This window comes from Rhodococcus sp. BP-261 (assembly GCF_019835205.1).
GTDB lineage: Bacteria > Actinomycetota > Actinomycetes > Mycobacteriales > Mycobacteriaceae > Rhodococcoides > Rhodococcoides kyotonensis_B.
Genome location: NZ_JABUCO010000001.1, coordinates 70,773 through 86,245 on the forward strand (window position 1 = coordinate 70,773; position 15,473 = coordinate 86,245).

Annotated in this window: 18 protein-coding genes; 2 read left to right on the forward strand and 16 right to left on the reverse strand. The window is 66.9% G+C overall.

Annotation, left to right across the window (positions count from 1 at the left end; translation table 11 throughout):
* Positions 1–16 precede the first annotated feature (16 nt).
* The 6 genes from lgt to HQ354_RS00325 form a co-directional block, all read right to left on the reverse strand.
* Complete coding sequence (lgt, locus tag HQ354_RS00300) at positions 17–964, reverse strand: prolipoprotein diacylglyceryl transferase (RefSeq protein WP_222633970.1); 948 nt, start codon at positions 962–964, stop codon at positions 17–19.
* Entirely contained in the window at positions 961–1,761 is an 801-nt protein-coding gene (gene trpA / locus HQ354_RS00305) for a tryptophan synthase subunit alpha (protein ID WP_222633971.1), read from the reverse strand. The genes lgt and trpA overlap by 4 nt, the downstream gene beginning before the upstream one ends.
* A complete protein-coding gene (trpB, locus tag HQ354_RS00310) occupies positions 1,758–3,071 on the reverse strand; it encodes a tryptophan synthase subunit beta (RefSeq protein WP_167675044.1) in 1,314 nt (437 codons plus the stop codon). The genes trpA and trpB overlap by 4 nt, the downstream gene beginning before the upstream one ends.
* A gap of 51 nt (positions 3,072–3,122) precedes the next feature.
* Entirely contained in the window at positions 3,123–3,932 is an 810-nt protein-coding gene (gene trpC, locus HQ354_RS00315; protein WP_068420791.1) for an indole-3-glycerol phosphate synthase TrpC, read from the reverse strand.
* Positions 3,933–4,009: 77 nt separating this feature from the next.
* Positions 4,010–4,681, reverse strand: coding sequence for a TIGR02234 family membrane protein (locus tag HQ354_RS00320; RefSeq protein ID WP_222633972.1), 672 nt, complete (start codon positions 4,679–4,681; stop codon positions 4,010–4,012).
* A complete protein-coding gene (locus tag HQ354_RS00325; RefSeq protein ID WP_068420786.1) occupies positions 4,678–6,249 on the reverse strand; it encodes an anthranilate synthase component I in 1,572 nt (523 codons plus the stop codon). The genes HQ354_RS00320 and HQ354_RS00325 overlap by 4 nt, the downstream gene beginning before the upstream one ends.
* A 56-nt stretch (positions 6,250–6,305) precedes the next feature.
* On the opposite strand from HQ354_RS00325, the gene HQ354_RS00330 reads away from it, so the two are divergent.
* Together HQ354_RS00330 and HQ354_RS00335 are read left to right on the forward strand one after the other, a co-directional pair.
* Positions 6,306–6,770 (forward strand): peroxiredoxin, encoded by a 465-nt coding sequence (locus HQ354_RS00330; RefSeq protein ID WP_068420785.1) that lies wholly within the window; start codon positions 6,306–6,308, stop codon positions 6,768–6,770.
* Positions 6,771–6,863: 93 nt separating this feature from the next.
* Positions 6,864–7,361: a MarR family winged helix-turn-helix transcriptional regulator gene (locus tag HQ354_RS00335; RefSeq protein ID WP_068420784.1), complete on the forward strand. Its 498-nt coding sequence runs from the start codon at positions 6,864–6,866 to the stop codon at positions 7,359–7,361.
* A 169-nt stretch (positions 7,362–7,530) separates the two neighbouring features.
* Here the strand turns inward: HQ354_RS00335 and hisI are convergent, their stop codons facing one another.
* The 10 genes from hisI to hisD are packed head-to-tail and all read right to left on the reverse strand — an operon-like array spanning position 7,531 to position 15,424.
* Complete coding sequence (hisI, locus tag HQ354_RS00340; RefSeq protein WP_068420782.1) at positions 7,531–7,869, reverse strand: phosphoribosyl-AMP cyclohydrolase; 339 nt, start codon at positions 7,867–7,869, stop codon at positions 7,531–7,533.
* Positions 7,870–7,903: 34 nt separating this feature from the next.
* The gene (hisF, locus tag HQ354_RS00345; protein ID WP_068420779.1) at positions 7,904–8,677 is read right to left on the reverse strand and encodes an imidazole glycerol phosphate synthase subunit HisF; all 774 of its coding nucleotides are present in this window, start codon (positions 8,675–8,677) and stop codon (positions 7,904–7,906) included.
* The gene (locus HQ354_RS00350) at positions 8,674–9,504 is read right to left on the reverse strand and encodes an inositol monophosphatase (RefSeq protein WP_222633973.1); all 831 of its coding nucleotides are present in this window, start codon (positions 9,502–9,504) and stop codon (positions 8,674–8,676) included. Before HQ354_RS00350 ends, hisF begins: the two co-directional genes overlap by 4 nt.
* A gap of 6 nt (positions 9,505–9,510) precedes the next feature.
* On the reverse strand, positions 9,511–10,245 hold the full coding sequence (priA, locus tag HQ354_RS00355) for a bifunctional 1-(5-phosphoribosyl)-5-((5-phosphoribosylamino)methylideneamino)imidazole-4-carboxamide isomerase/phosphoribosylanthranilate isomerase PriA (RefSeq protein ID WP_068420775.1): 735 nt from the start codon (positions 10,243–10,245) through the stop codon (positions 9,511–9,513).
* Between the two features lie 44 nt (positions 10,246–10,289).
* Positions 10,290–10,505 carry a hypothetical protein gene (locus HQ354_RS00360; protein ID WP_222633974.1) on the reverse strand — a complete coding sequence of 72 codons (216 nt, stop codon included), beginning with the start codon at positions 10,503–10,505 and terminating at the stop codon, positions 10,290–10,292.
* 13 nt (positions 10,506–10,518) lie between these two features.
* Positions 10,519–11,148 carry an imidazole glycerol phosphate synthase subunit HisH gene (gene hisH / locus HQ354_RS00365; RefSeq protein WP_068420771.1) on the reverse strand — a complete coding sequence of 210 codons (630 nt, stop codon included), beginning with the start codon at positions 11,146–11,148 and terminating at the stop codon, positions 10,519–10,521.
* Entirely contained in the window at positions 11,145–12,269 is a 1,125-nt protein-coding gene (locus tag HQ354_RS00370; protein WP_222634080.1) for an MFS transporter, read from the reverse strand. Before HQ354_RS00370 ends, hisH begins: the two co-directional genes overlap by 4 nt.
* Before the next feature lie 46 nt (positions 12,270–12,315).
* On the reverse strand, positions 12,316–12,942 hold the full coding sequence (gene hisB / locus HQ354_RS00375) for an imidazoleglycerol-phosphate dehydratase HisB (protein WP_068420769.1): 627 nt from the start codon (positions 12,940–12,942) through the stop codon (positions 12,316–12,318).
* Entirely contained in the window at positions 12,939–14,087 is a 1,149-nt protein-coding gene (locus tag HQ354_RS00380) for a histidinol-phosphate transaminase (RefSeq protein ID WP_114330612.1), read from the reverse strand. Before HQ354_RS00380 ends, hisB begins: the two co-directional genes overlap by 4 nt.
* Complete coding sequence (hisD, locus tag HQ354_RS00385) at positions 14,084–15,424, reverse strand: histidinol dehydrogenase (protein ID WP_222633975.1); 1,341 nt, start codon at positions 15,422–15,424, stop codon at positions 14,084–14,086. Before hisD ends, HQ354_RS00380 begins: the two co-directional genes overlap by 4 nt.
* Between the last annotated feature and the right edge of the window lie 49 nt (positions 15,425–15,473).

Sequence of the window (15,473 nt, forward strand, 5' to 3'; positions counted from 1 at the left end):
TGCCATGTGAGTCGGTTCAGTTCTCGGGTGTGCGGTCCGCGGCGTCGTCGGCTGTTTCGTCGGTCGCCGCGTTCTCCTCCTCGGCGCCCTTGGACACCAGGGTCGACGGCTCCTCGCGCCCCTTCTTGGCCAGCACGACGTACGCCACCGCGAGCACGAAGACGATGGCCGAGGTGAACGAGTTGATGCGAATGCCTGCGATGTGCGTCGCGTAGTCGTCTCGCATGAGCTCGACCCAGAATCGACCGGCACAGTAACCGGCGACGTAGAGCGCGAACAGGCGTCCGTGGCCGATGGAGAACCGCTTGTCCACGACGACGAGAACTACGACGACCGCGAGGCTCCACAGGAGCTCGTACAGGAACGTCGGGTGGACGACTTTCTCGACGAGTCCCGTCGACACACCGGACAGCGAATCGATGCGGCCGTTCGCGTCGGCGCGTTCGTAGATTTCCAGACCCCACGGCACCGTGGTCTCGCGGCCGTACAGCTCCTGGTTGAAGTAGTTGCCGATGCGGCCGATCGCCTGTGCCAGCAGGATCGGGGGTGCCACGGCGTCGCCGAACGCGGGCAGCGGAATACCGCGTCTGCGGCACGCGATCCAGGCGCCGACGCCACCGAGCAGCACGGCGCCCCAGATTCCGAGGCCACCCTCCCAGACCTTCAGCGCTCGAATCGGGTCACCGCCCGCACCGAAGTACGTGGTCCAGTCCGTGGCAACGTGGTAGAGCCGCCCGCCGATCAGGCCGAACGGGACGGCCCACACCGCGACGTCGAGAACCGTTCCCTTGGTTCCTCCGCGAGCGACCCAGCGACGGTCACCCCAGATGATCGCGACGACGATGCCGAGAATGATGAACAGCGCGTAGGCCCGCAATGCGAGCGGACCCACGTACCAGACGCCCTGCGGCGGGCTGGGAATGTAGGCAAGGACAGAGGTCGACGACGCAAGGGCGGAAGTCACGACGACACGTTAGCCGAACGGACGCCCTCGGCGAGTTCGCTCGTGAGCGAGGCGACAGCATCCAGTCCGTTGTCGACCGCGCTGACCAGAGCGGAACCGACGATGACCGCGTCGGCGTAGCGGGCGATCTCGGCGGCCTGCGCGCCCGAACGCACACCGAGTCCGACGCCGATCGGGATGTCGGAGTGAGCGCGGATGCGCTTCGTCAGTTCGGGAGCGGCCGACGACACGGCGTCGCGTGCGCCGGTCACGCCCATCGTCGACGCGGCGTAGACGAAACCACTGCTCAGTTCGACCGTGCTGGCGAGACGCTCCTCCGTGGACGACGGCGCGACGAGGAAGATGCGATCGAGATCGTGTGCCTTCGACGCCTCCAGCCACTCCCCTGCTTCGTCGGGAATCAGGTCCGGAGTGATGATGCCGAGTCCGCCTGCGTTCGCGAGATCCCGCGCGAACCGATCGATTCCGTAGCGCAGCACCAGATTCCAGTACGTCATGACGACCGCGCTACCACCCGCCGCCGACACCTTCTCGACGACCGTGAAGACATCCTTGACCTTGACACCCGCGCGCAATGCCGTGTCGGCGGCCGCCTGGATGGTCGGGCCGTCCATGACCGGGTCGGAATACGGGATGCCGACCTCGACGATGTCGCAACCGGACTTCACCATGGTCTCGAGAACCTCGATCGATCCTTCGACCGTCGGGAATCCGGCCGGCAGGTAACCGACGAGCGCCGCGCGGTTCTCGGCGCGAGTCTTCTCGAATGTGGCTGCGAGCCTTGAACGTTCGGTCATTCCTGCGCACCCTTCTCGGCGTCCACGTGTGCTTCGCCATCGCTGTCGACCAGCCCGAACCATTCGGCTGCGGTATCGACGTCCTTGTCGCCGCGGCCGGACAGGTTCACGAGCACGATCTTGCCTTCGCCCAGTTCCTTGCCGAGCTTCAGCGCACCGGCGACCGCGTGCGCCGACTCGATGGCCGGAATGATGCCCTCGGTTCGGCTGAGCAGCTTGAAGGCATCCATCGCTTCGGTGTCGGTGATCCCGCGGTACTCCGCGCGTCCGAGATCGTTGAGATGCGAGTGCTCCGGGCCGACGCCCGGGTAGTCCAGACCTGCCGAGATCGAGTGCGACTCGATGGTCTGGCCGTCCTCGTCCTGCAGCAGGTAGGAGTACGCGCCGTGCAGGGCTCCCGGGGTACCGCCGCTGATCGTGGCTGCGTGACGACCTGTCTCGACGCCGTCACCCGCGGCCTCGAAGCCCACGAGACGAACCGACGGATCGTCGATGAACGCGTGGAAGATGCCGATCGCGTTCGAGCCGCCGCCGACGCACGCGGCGATGGCGTCGGGAAGCCGTCCCGTCGACGCCTGAACCTGTTGGCGCGCTTCGAGTCCGATGATGCGCTGGAAGTCGCGGACCATCAGCGGGAACGGGTGCGGTCCGGCAACCGTGCCGAAGCAGTAGTAGGTGTCGTGAGCGTTGGTGACCCAGTCGCGCAGCGCTTCGTTGATCGCGTCCTTCAGTGTGCGCGAACCCGACTTGACCGCAACGACACTGGACCCGAGCAGCCGCATCCGGGCGACGTTCAGTGCCTGACGCTCGGTGTCGACCTCGCCCATGTACACGACACAGTCGAGTCCGAGCAGGGCGCATGCGGTAGCCGTCGCGACACCGTGCTGGCCTGCACCCGTCTCGGCGATGACGCGTGTCTTGCCCATCCGCTTGGCGAGCAGAACCTGACCGAGGACGTTGTTGATCTTATGAGAACCCGTGTGGTTGAGGTCTTCTCGCTTCAGCAGGATGCGCGCGCCACCCGCATGCTCCGACAGCCGCGTCGCCTCGAACACCGGCGACGGACGGCCCGTGTAGTCGCGCTGCAGTCGATCGAGCTCGCCGAGGAATTCGTTGTCGCTGCGCACCTTGTCGTACTCGGCGGAGACTTCCTCGATGACACCCATGAGCGCCTCGGGAACGAACCGTCCACCGTAGACACCGAAATGCCCGCCGACGTCGGGATTGTGCTGACTACGGTCGGTGACACCCGCGCTGGTCTCCGGGAGGTCACCGCCCTTGAAACGAGGGCTCTGAAGGTTGCTGCTCACCCGTCCAGTCTGCCCCAGCCGTCACCGGCGGCAGCGTTCGGGTCTACCGTTTCAGCGGGCAGGCTTGGGGCAGGAAGGGTGGGTTCCCGCGGTGACCAGATCGGAGACCGCGGTACGAGGATCGCCGCTGGTGACGAGCCCCTCGCCGACGAGCACCGCGTCGGCACCCGCGCCCGCGTACGCGAGAAGATCCGCCGTGCCCCTGACGCCCGATTCGGCGACGCGGATGACTTCGCTCGGCAGTCCGGGAGCGATGCGCGAGAACGCGTCACGATCGATTTCCAATGTCTTCAAGTCACGCGCGTTGATGCCGATGACGCGTGCACCCGCTTCGAGCGCACGATCCGCTTCGGCTTCGGTGTGCACCTCGACGAGGGCGGTCATGCCGAGCGACTCGGTGCGATCGAGGAGCGAGGTGAGCGCATGCTGGTCGAGTGCGGCGACGATCAACAGGATGACGTCGGCGCCGTGGGCCCGAGCCTCGTGGATCTGATACGGACCGACGATGAAGTCCTTGCGCAGCACCGGAATACTGACGGCCTTGCGCACCGCGTCCAGGTCGGCGAGCGAACCGTGGAATCGACGCTCCTCGGTGAGAACGCTGATGACGCGCGCGCCACCCTGCTCGTAGGCCTGAGCAAGAACCGCAGGATCACCGATCTCGGCGAGGGCGCCCTTCGACGGGCTCGCGCGCTTGACCTCGGCGATGACGCCGATGCCGTCCTCGTGCAATGCAGCGGTCGCGTCCAGTGCCGCAGGCGCCTTCAGCGCAGCGGCCTTCACGGAAGCGAAGTCGACAATGGATTCTCGCGCTGCGACGTCGGCACGCACACCGTCCAGAATCGAATCGAGAACAGTCATGGTGGCCCGAGTCCTTTCCCATCGGTGACCTGATGTGAGGAAGCTCATCGAGGTCTTCCCTAGCGTAGAGGGCGGTTTCAGTGATCGTTCCTCGGGGTCCTATCGGTCGGATCCTCCCCCGCATCGAGCGCGTCCCACAGCATCCGCTCGGTCAAGTCATCCCCCTCACCGTTCGCGTCGGCGCGTTCCGACGCAGTCCTCGCGCGCTCGGCGGCTTCGTCGCGCCGCGCGGCAGGAGCGTCGTACTTCGACGACAATACCTTCCGAGAGGTTGGTTTTCGTAGCAGAACGATCGCGGCGACCAGAGCGCACACGGCCCCGATCAGCGCTAGTGCTGCCGGGAGAAGAGAGGTCTGCGTCGACGTCACCTCGGCGCGGGTCGGGAGTTCGGCGACGCTCGCCGCCTCGTCCGCCGACACGTCACCGAACAATGCGCCGACGGCCGGAACGGCGGCGGCGACGGCGACGAGAGCGACGAGAACCGCCAGAACCCGCGACGCCCACCCCTTGACGGCGAATTGCGCGGCCACCGCCGCGACGAGCGCAAGCGCCAGGGGCGTCGACGCGGCCGCCCACGTGCTACCGAGGAGTTCGGTCGTGCGGGCCTCGCCCAGACCGTCCGACGAGGTGACCGTCACCCACGTCATTCGCGAGCTGCCCCACAGGCACGCAGCACCGACGAGCAGAAGAACCACCGACACGGCCGTCGCGCGGGCTCCCGTGCCTCGTCGCTGCGTCGCCGACGTCACGGGTGATCGCCTCTCACGGCTCGGAGGGATTCGGCGGCGGCCACCGCGCCCAGAACGGCCATCGCCTTGTTCTTGGCCTCGGTGTCCTCGTATTCGGCCACCGAATCGGCGACGACGCCTGCCCCCGCCTGCACGTACGCGGTGCCGTCCTTCATCAGGGCCGTGCGAATGGCGATCGCAGTGTCCGCATCGCCCGAGAAATCAAGATAGCCGACGATGCCGCCGTAGATCCCGCGTCGGGTCGGCTCCAGCTCGTCGATCAGTTCCATCGCGCGCACCTTGGGCGCACCGGACAGTGTTCCGGCCGGGAAGCACGCCTTGACGGCGTCGAGCGCCTGCCGTCCGTCGGCGAGATGTCCGGTCACGGTGGACACGAGGTGCATGACGTGGCTGTAACGCTCGATGTGTCGATAGTCGTTGACGCGCACCGTCCCGGGCGTGCAGACGCGGCCCAGGTCGTTGCGTCCCAGATCCACGAGCATGAGGTGCTCGGCGTTCTCCTTCTCGTCGGCGAGCAGGTCCTTCTCGAGCAGGACGTCCTCTTCCTCCGATTTACCGCGCCACCTGGTGCCTGCGATGGGATGCGTCGTCGCGACACCGTCGACGACGGTGACGAGCGCTTCCGGGCTCGACCCGACGATCGAGAACGCCGTCTCGCCGTCTGCGCCCGGCACGTGCATCAAGTACATGTACGGACTCGGGTTCGATGCGCGGAGCATCCGATAAACGTCGATCGGCGCTGCCTCGGTGTCCATCTCGAACCGCTGCGACAGCACGACCTGGAAGGCCTCGCCCGCCTCGATCTCCTCGACGAGACGACGGACGTCCTTGCCGAAGCCTTCGGAGGTGCGCTGACGCCGATAGTTCGGGGTCGGGCGCGACATCGTCGAGACGGTCGACGGTGCAGGTGCGGCCAGGTCCGCGCACATCCGGTCGAGGCGTGCCACCGCGTCGTCGTACGCCTCGTCGACGCGCTCGTCCGTGCCGTCCCAGTTGACAGCGTTCGCGATCAAGGTGATCGCACCCTCGTGATGATCCACCGCCGCCAGATCCGTGGCGAGGAGCATCAGCATCTCGGGGACCCGAAGGTCGTCCTCCGCATGCTCGGGCAGGCGTTCGATGCGACGGACCGCGTCGTACCCCATGTACCCGACCATTCCGCCGGTCAGCGGGGGCAGCCCGGGGAGGCGCTCGGACCGCAGAAACTCCAGCGTGCGGCCCAGCACGTCGAGCGGATTTCCACCCGACGGCACGCCCGCCGGCACGTTTCCGCGCCAGACGGCGTCTCCGTTCTCCACGGTCAGCGCCGCCGGTGTGCCCGCACCGATGAACGACCAGCGTGACCAGGAGCGGCCGTTCTCCGCGGATTCGAACAGGAACGTCCCAGGGCGGTCGCCGCCGAGCTTGCGGTACGCCGACAACGGCGTCTCCGAATCCGCCAGCACCTTGCGAACGACGGGCACGACGCGATGTTCGGCGGCAAGTGCCCGAAACACCTCCCGCGTGGTCGTCGAGGACGAGTCGGCAGGTTGCGTCGCACCGGGCAGTGTCGTGGTCTCGCCATGCATGACTTCATCATCCCAGGTGCCGCACGCACGCCGTGTCGCGCGGTAGCCTGCGTGGCATGAAACCAGGTGACAGCGTCCCGGACTTCACGCTTCCCGACCAGACGGGCACCCCGCAGTCCCTCGACGGGCTGTTGCGGAACGGCCCGGTCGTCCTGTTCTTCTATCCCGCCGCCTTCACCCCCGGCTGCACCGCCGAGGCATGTCACTTCCGAGATCTGGCAGCCGAGTTCGCCGAAGTGGGCGCGACTCGGGTCGGAATCAGCACCGACGCCGTCGCCAAGCAGTCGGACTTCGCCGCGGACAAGGGGTTCGACTACCCGCTGCTGTCCGACTCCGACGGTGCCGTGGCCACGGCGTTCGGCGTCAAGCGCGGGTTGCTCGGGAAGTTGTCACCGGTCAAGCGGGCGACGTTCGTGATCGACACCGACCGCACCGTCCTCGAAGCCTTCAGCAGCGAATTCCGGTTCGAGGCGCACGCCGATCATGCGCTCGAGTTCCTGCGGAGTCGATCGACGCGGTAGTTCCGTACGGCGTGTGTGTGAAGCTTCAATCGAGTGGAACACTGTGACTGAGCACAACACAGTGTCTGCGTTCGATCAGGAGGGCTCACCGCGATGGACAAGTCGACGACCGAGGTCGAAGCTCGCTGGCTCAGCGACAGCCAGCAAGCCGCGTGGCGATCGTTGGTAGCCATCGTCACCCGACTACCCGCAGCGCTGGACACCCAGCTGCAGCGCGACTCCGGTCTGACTCACTTCGACTACTTCGTGCTGTCTAGCCTGTCCGAACACGCCGACCGGCGCATCCAGCTCCGTGATCTCGCCAAGATCGCGAACGCCTCGCTGTCGCGGCTGTCTCACGTCGTCACGAAACTCGAGAAGGCCGGATGGGTTCGACGCGAAAGCATCGAAGGCAGTCGGGGTTCGTATGCGGTGCTGACCGACGCAGGCATGGAGAAGGTCGTCGGCGCCGCGCCGAGCCACGTCAACACCGTGCAGGCGCTGCTTTTCGAGGGCCTCGGGCCCGATCACGTCGAACAGCTGGCCTCGCTCAGCGCCGTCATGCTCGAGCAGCTGGACAAGGGCATCGCGGAGGGGACGGGGAAGGCCTGACGGTCTGCCCCGGTTTTCCCTTCCCTTTCCCGACCGAAGGTGACTTTCGGTCACTCCGAGTGACCACGGGACGCCCTCGGTCCCGACCGCGCCGCGACCAGACCCGACCGAAGGTGACATTCGGTCACTCGGAGTGACCATGGGACGCCCTCGGTCCGCGAACGAGGGCTCAGCCCAGCAGAACGTCCGAATCGAAGCAAGTGTGCGTTCCGGTGTGGCAAGCCGCGCCGACCTGGTCGACGACGAGAAGCACGGTGTCACCGTCGCAGTCGAGGCGCACCTCGTGGACGTACTGGGTGTGCCCCGAAGTCTCGCCTTTGACCCAGTACTGCTTCCGCGACCGCGAATAGTACGTTCCCCGACGCGTCTCGAGTGTGCGGGCCAGTGCCTCGTCGTCCATCCAGGCGACCATGAGTACGTTGCCGGTGCTGCGCTCCTGCGCGACGGCGCTGAACAGCCCGGCGTCGTTGCGCTTCAGCCGGGCGGCAATGGCCGGGTCCAGACTCATGCTCTCGCTCTACCTTTCGAGTTGCCGTGGACTGTCAGCGTACGACGATGCCGTCGACGCGCATCGCGTCCTTGACCTGTGGGATGGTCAGATCGCCGAAGTGGAAGACGCTCGCCGCGAGGACGGCGTCGGCTCCCGCGGTGACGGCAGGCGGAAAGTGTTCGACGGCACCCGCACCACCACTCGCGATGACGGGAACGTGGACGGCGGATCGGACTGCAGTGATCATCGGGAGGTCGAAGCCTGCCTTCGTGCCGTCGGCGTCCATCGAGTTGAGGAGAATTTCACCGACCCCGAGCTCGGCGCCGCGCACGGCCCACTCGACGGCGTCGATTCCGGTGCCGCGCTTGCCGCCGTGAGTGGTCACTTCCCACCCCGACGGCGTGTCTTCCTGGCCGTCCGGAACCGTTCGGGCATCGACGGACAGCACGATGCACTGCGAACCGAAGCGTTCGCTCAATTCACGCAGGAGTTCGGGTCTCGCGATGGCTGCGGTGTTCACGCTCACCTTGTCGGCGCCGGCACGCAGCAGCTTGTCGACGTCGTCGACCGTGCGCACTCCCCCGCCGACGGTCAGAGGAATGAAGACCTGTTCCGCGGTTCGACTGACGACGTCGAGCATCGTGCCTCGTGCGGCGGTCGACGCGGTGACGTCGAGGAACGTCAGCTCGTCGGCCCCCTGCGCGTCGTACGCACGGGCGAGCTCGACGGGATCGCCTGCGTCGCGCAGGTTTTCGAAGTTGACGCCCTTGACCACTCGGCCGGCATCCACGTCGAGGCACGGGATGACACGTACTGCGACGCTCATCGAACACGTCCTTCCAGGAAATCTTTCGGATCGCCGAGCGAGGCGACGACCTTCGACAGTTCTTCGTGCACCCCGGGCGATCCGGCCAACACCGAGGTGGAGTCGACGGTCCACGGGGCACCCGCGAGGTCGGTGACGACACCGCCTGCCGCCTGCACCATCAGGGCGCCTGCGGCGTTGTCCCACGCGCGATGACCGAACACGACACAGCCGCCGAGGACACCGCTCGCGGTGTACGCGAGGTCCACCCCGGTGGCGCCGTGCATACGCAGGCGAGAAGACACCTTCGACAGTTCTTCGAGTATGCGCACGCGGTAGAGGCCGGGGATACGTCCACGACTCGCGATGTTGAATGCGCCGAACCCGATCATCGAGTCCCCGAGCGCGCGGTGTTCGAGCCGCGGCACTGCCTCACCGTCGAGCCTCAACGGCCCGCCCGCGATGGCCGTGAATCGCTGACGTACCAGTGGAAGCCACGTCAACGCCAGCACCGGGACGCCGCCGTCGAGCAATGCGAGCAAGGTGCCTGCGGAGGGCAGACCGGCCGAATAGTTGAACGTGCCGTCGATCGGGTCGAGCACCCACACCGGATCGCCGTGCAGGTCGGGACCACCGAATTCTTCGCCGTGCACTTCGATTCCGGTGTGCTCGAACAGCTCCGACGTCAGCCGCTTCTCCAGTTCGAGGTCGACGGCCGTCGCGAAGTCGTCCGGGCCCTTCTGCACGGCACTCGGCGCACCGACGCCCGCGACGAATCGCTCGTGCACGCCGTCGAGCAACCCACTGGCGATGTCCAGCAGGCGCTGCGGATCCTCGGGCAGACTCATGTGCGGCTACCCGGACACCGCGGCGAGCGCGTCGGGAAGGGTGAACCGGCCGGCGTAGAGGGCCTTTCCGACGATGGAACCCTCGACTCCTTGATCGACGAGGGTGGCGATGGCACGGAGATCGTCGATCGTCGAGACACCACCGGATGCGACGACAGGCTTGTCGGTCTTGGCGCACACCTGACTCAGCAGGTCGAGGTTCGGCCCCGTCAAGGTGCCGTCCTTGGACACGTCGGTCACGACGTACCGCGAACATCCGTCGCGCTCGAGCCGTTCGAGAATCTCCCAGAGATCCCCACCGTCGCTGACCCACCCGCGTCCCTTGACGCGCGGGATGCCGTCCTCGATACGCACGTCGAGGCCGACCGCGATGCGGTCGCCGAACTCGCCGATCGCACGCGCGCACCATTCCGGGTTCTCGATCGCGGCGGTGCCCAGATTGACTCGCGCACAACCGGTTGCGAGCGCTGCGCGCAGCGATTCGTCGTCGCGGATGCCGCCGGACAGCTCGACCTTGACGTCCAGCTCACCGACCACGTCGGCCAGCAGTTCACGGTTGGAGCCACGACCGAATGCTGCGTCGAGGTCGACGAGATGCACCCACTCGGCGCCGTCGTTCTGCCACGCCAGCGCGGCGTCACGCGGGGATCCGTACTTCGTTTCGCTCCCCGCCTCTCCCTGAACGAGACGGACAGCTTCGCCGCCTGCGACGTCGACAGCAGGCAATAAGACCAGGCTCACGTGCGTTCATGCTACTGCCCGCATCCGACAATCGAGCTGCTGGGTCACTCGTCCTCGCCGAGTCCACGACGCGTCATGCGTGTGGAGACGACGCCCATCGAGGTGATGGCCGCGGCGATACCGATCGCGACGATCACCAGACCCCAGCCCGGACCAGGTCGAACCACTGCGACGACGACGGTGGTGAGCAACAGCGCGAGAGCGGCACTGCCGAGAGAGGCGACCACGAGGCGCCCGAACGAGAACTCTCGCTCGCTCATCCCGTCGTACCGATCACAACGAGTCGACCCAGTTCTTCAGCAGCGCCGCGCCTGCGTCACCGGACTTCTCCGGGTGGAATTGGGTAGCGGACAACGGGCCGTTCTCGACGGCGGCCAGGAAGTCGCCGCCGTGGTCTGCCCACGTCAACAGCGGAGCTGCGATGGTGTCACCGACATCCATCGTCCACTTCTGCACCGCGTAGGAGTGCACGAAGTAGAACCGGGTGTCGGCGTCGATACCGTCGAACAGAACGCTCTTCTCCGGCGCGCGGACGGTGTTCCAGCCCATGTGCGGAAGCACCGGTGCGGCCAACCGTTCGACGGTGCCGGGCCACTCGCCGCAGCCGTCGGCCTCCACGCCGAATTCGACGCCCCTCTCGAACATGATCTGCATCCCGACGCAGATGCCGAGCACGGGACGGCCGCCTGCGAGGCGCTGGCCGATGATGCGGTCTCCCTTGACCCCGAGGAGACCTTCCATGCACGCCGCGAACGCGCCGACGCCGGGAACGACGAGACCGTCCGCAGCCAGAGCGGCCTTGGGGTCGTTCGTCACCTCGACGTCCGCTCCGACGCGGTCGAGTGCGCGCTTGGCCGAGTGAAGATTGCCCGAGCCGTAGTCGAGCAGGGCCACAGATTTCATGGCCCGAGTCTATCCGCCTGCATTCGTCGCGACGTCGCCACCACCACGGCCATCAGGAACGCGACCACGGCGACCATCGCGAATCCGCCGGTGTAGCCGGTTGTTCCGACGACAAGGCCCAGCGTCATCGCGCCCGCGCCGGTGCCTGCGTCGAATCCGATGTTCCAGGCGGCGCTGGCCTGGCTGTAGCGCTCGCGGCCCGCGGCGTCGAACGCCATCACCAAGCTGTCGTTCTGCGTCGCGCCGTACCCGAGTCCGAACAGCACCGCCGCGGCCATGAACACGACCGCTGGGTTGGTCTCGAACACGGCGAACGCGAACACCGCGACACCGCCGCCGACGAGCGCCAGGGCTGGTGCCAGTGCCCAACCGATTCCGATGTGGTCGGCGATCACGCCGGCACCGTAGCGTCCGACGAGCATCGCAACACTGACGACCGACAGCGCGATGCCGATCATCGACTCGCGCCCCGGTTCCGCGATCGGCAGCAGACTCGACAGCCCGCCGAACGACGCCGACGCGGCCGCGATGGCGAGACACGGGATCAGCAGCCGTCCGAATCCGCGACTCGGTGTCTGCGGCTCGCCGCGTGCGGGCACCACAGGGCGAATCGGGGGCAGAAACACGATGGCCACGAGTCCGAGCAGCGGAACCGCTGCGCCGATCAGGAACACCGAAGTCGGAGACACCGCGAACAACGCCAACCCGGCAGGAAGCGTCACGGCTTGGGACAGCGCGACGGCTATGCCCTGCGCGCCGGTCGCACGACCGAGTTGCGACGGAGGCGCCAGTTCTGCCACGAGCGCCGATGCCGCAACGGTCAACATGCCGAACCCGATGCCTCGCACCGCCGACACACTCAGCGCAGGAATCACGTCCACCGACAGCGCGAACGACGCCGCGGGCGCACCGAGGAAGATGCACCCGGCCGCCAAGACGAGACGGTGACCGAATCGAGCCAACATGCGCGGCACGAACAGCTGGGTCACGACCGTCGTCGCCATGAAGATCGCGGTACTCGCGCCCGCCGCGGCGTCGGAGCCGCCTGCGACGGATACGGCCAACGGAACGACGGGAAGCAGAAGGCCCCATCCCCCGAACGCGGCGGCACCCATCGCCATCGCGGCGGGCAGACCGCGAATGGACAGCAGCGACGTCAAGCGGACGTCACAGACTTCCCTTGGTCGACGGAATCCCGCTGACCCGAGGATCGAATTCGACGGCTTGGCGCAGCGCACGCGCGACGGCCTTGAACTCCGCCTCGGTGATGTGGTGCGGATCGCGACCGTAGAGAACTCGAACGTGCAGTGCGATACGGGCATTCATCGCGAGCGACTCGAACACGTGCCGGTTGATGACCGTCGAGTACGGCACGCCCGGGTAACCGCCGATGACCGAGTGCACGAGGTAGTCCGGCTCGCCGGTGTGCACGCAGTACGGACGACCCGAGACGTCGACGGATGCGTGGACCTGCGTCTCGTCCATCGGAATGAACGCGTCGCCGAAGCGGGTGATACCCGACTTGTCGCCGAGCGCCTGTCCGAGCGCCTGACCCAGAACGATGGCGGTGTCCTCGACGGTGTGGTGTGCATCGATCTCGACGTCGCCCTTCGCGTGCACGGTGAGATCGAACCGAGCGTGCGTACCCAGCGCCGTCAGCATGTGGTCGAAGAACGCGACACCCGTCGAGATGTCGACCGTGCCCGTGCCGTCGAGGTTCAGTTCGACGGTGATGTCGGATTCCTTGGTCGCGCGCTCGATGCGGGCGATCCTGGGTGATGCTGCCGTGGTCATCGGCTGGCCTCCGGTTGCGTTGTGGTCGTGGCGAGTTCGTCTCGAACCAGTTGTGCACTGACGTCGAGGAACCGGTCGTTCTCGGTGTCGAGTCCGATGGTGGTGCGCAGATACCCAGGGATGCCGACGTCGCGGATCAACACACCCTCGTCGAGGTAGCGCTTCCAGGTGGCAGCAGCGTTCGAGAACCGGCCGAACAGAACGAAATTGGCGTCGCTCGGTACGACGTCGAAACCGTAGCTCGTCAATGCTGCCATCACGCGGTCACGCTCGGACGACAGCTGCGCGACGCTACCGAGCGTCTCCGACGCGTGCCGCAGCGCCGCGAGTGCGGCGGCCTGAGTGACGACCGACAGGTGATACGGCAAGCGCACCAACAACATCGCGTCGACGACGGCAGGAGCTGCCACGAGGTAGCCGAGCCTCCCGCCCGCGAACGCGAACGCCTTGCTCATCGTGCGGCTCACGACGAGTTTGGTCGGGTAGTCGTCGATCAGCCCGATCGCGCTGCGCAGCGACGAGAACTCGGCGTACGCCTCGTCCACGATGACGATTCCGCCCGCCGCATCGAGAATTCGTCGCAGGTCGGACTCGGCGATGCTGTGGCCGGTCGGGTTGTTGGGGCTCGTCACGAACACGACGTCGGGCTGACGCGCCTCGATCGCCGAGACCGCGTAGTCGACGTCGAGCGAGAAGTCGTCGCGACGCATCGCCTCGATCCACTCGGTCTGGGTGCCCGACGAGATGATCGGGTGCATCGAGTACGACGGCACGAAACCGAGCGACGAGCGTCCCGGTCCACCGAATGCCTGCAGCAGCTGCTGCAGAATCTCGTTGGAGCCGTTGGCCGCCCACACGTTGGCGACGTCGACGGCGAATCCGGTCTGTCCCGTCAGGTAGTCGGCCAGCGCAGTGCGCAATTCGACGGCGTCTCTATCCGGGTACCGGTGCAACTGAGTCGCGGCGACGCGCACCGACTCGGCGACATCGTCGACGAGTGCCTGCGTCGGCGGGTGCGGGTTCTCGTTCGTGTTGAGCTGTACCGGAACCGTCAGCTGCGGCGCACCGTATGCGGACTTACCGCGCAAGCTGTCTCGGATCGGCAGGTCGTCGAGCGAAACAGACCGGCCGGCAACGGAACTCACGAGGTCAGTCCTTCGAATCGGAGGCGGACGGCTTCGCCGTGGGCGGGCAGGTCCTCGGCGTTCGCCAGGGCGATCACGTGACCTGCAACATCTTTCAGGGCCGCTTCCGAATAGTCGACGACGTGAATGCCGCGCAAGAAGGTCTGCACGCTGAGCCCCGACGAGTGCCGTGCGCACCCGGCGGTCGGCAGCACGTGATTGGACCCTGCGCAGTAGTCACCGAGACTGACGGGCGACCAGGCGCCGACGAACACCGCTCCGGCGCTTCGTACCCGAGCAGCCACCGCCGACGCGTCCTCGGTCTGAATCTCGAGGTGTTCGGCGGCATAGGCGTCGACGACGCGCAACCCCTGATTGATGCCGTCGACCAGCACGATGCCCGACTGCTCACCCGAGAGCGCCGTCGTCACTCGCTCGGCATGCTTGGTGAATTCCAGCTGGGCCGACAACGCCGCGTCGACCGCGTCCGCAAGTTCGGTGCTTGTGGTCACGAGCACACTGGCTGCCATGACGTCGTGCTCGGCTTGGCTGATCATGTCCGCTGCCACGTGCACCGGATCGGCCGACGCGTCGGCCAGGATCGCGATCTCCGTCGGGCCCGCCTCGGCGTCGATACCGACCACGCCGCGGCACAACCGCTTCGCGGCAGTGACGTAGATGTTGCCGGGGCCGGTGATCAGGTCCACCGGGGCCAGCTCGGCGCCGTCGGTGTCGGTGCCTCCGTAGGTCAGCAGAGCGACGCCCTGGCCACCGCCGACAGCCCACACCTCGTCGACACCTAACAGCTGCGCGGCGGCAAGGATCGTCGGGTGCGGCAGACCGCCGAACTCCGCCTGCGGAGGCGACGCGACGACGAGCGAGCCGACGCCCGCGGTCTGCGCGGGCACGACGTTCATGACCACCGACGACGGGTAGACGGCGTTACCACCGGGCACGTACAGCCCGACGCGGTCGACGGGAATCCATCGCTCGGTCACAGTGCCCCCGGGGACGACCTCGGTCGTCGTGTCCGTCCGGCGCTGATCTGCATGCACGACGCGGGTACGCGTGATCGCGACCTCCAGCGCCTCACGCACCGCAGGATCGAGCTCGTCGAGCGCCTTGACCAGCGCCTCGGCCGGCACCCGCACCCGATCGGGGCGAACACCGTCGAACTGCTCGCTGTACTCGAGGGCCGCGTCGACACCACGATCGCGAACCTCGTCGACGACCGGGCGAACATGATGCAGCACCGCGTCGACATCCACTCCGCCTCGTGGGAGAGCGCCGCGTAGTTCGGCGGTGGATGGAGTTCGGCCGCGTAGATCCACGCGGGCGAGCTCGATGCGGGCAGGCATAGTGACCCCTTCGGAAAGTCGTATGGTGTAACTCAAGGATAGTTCGCGT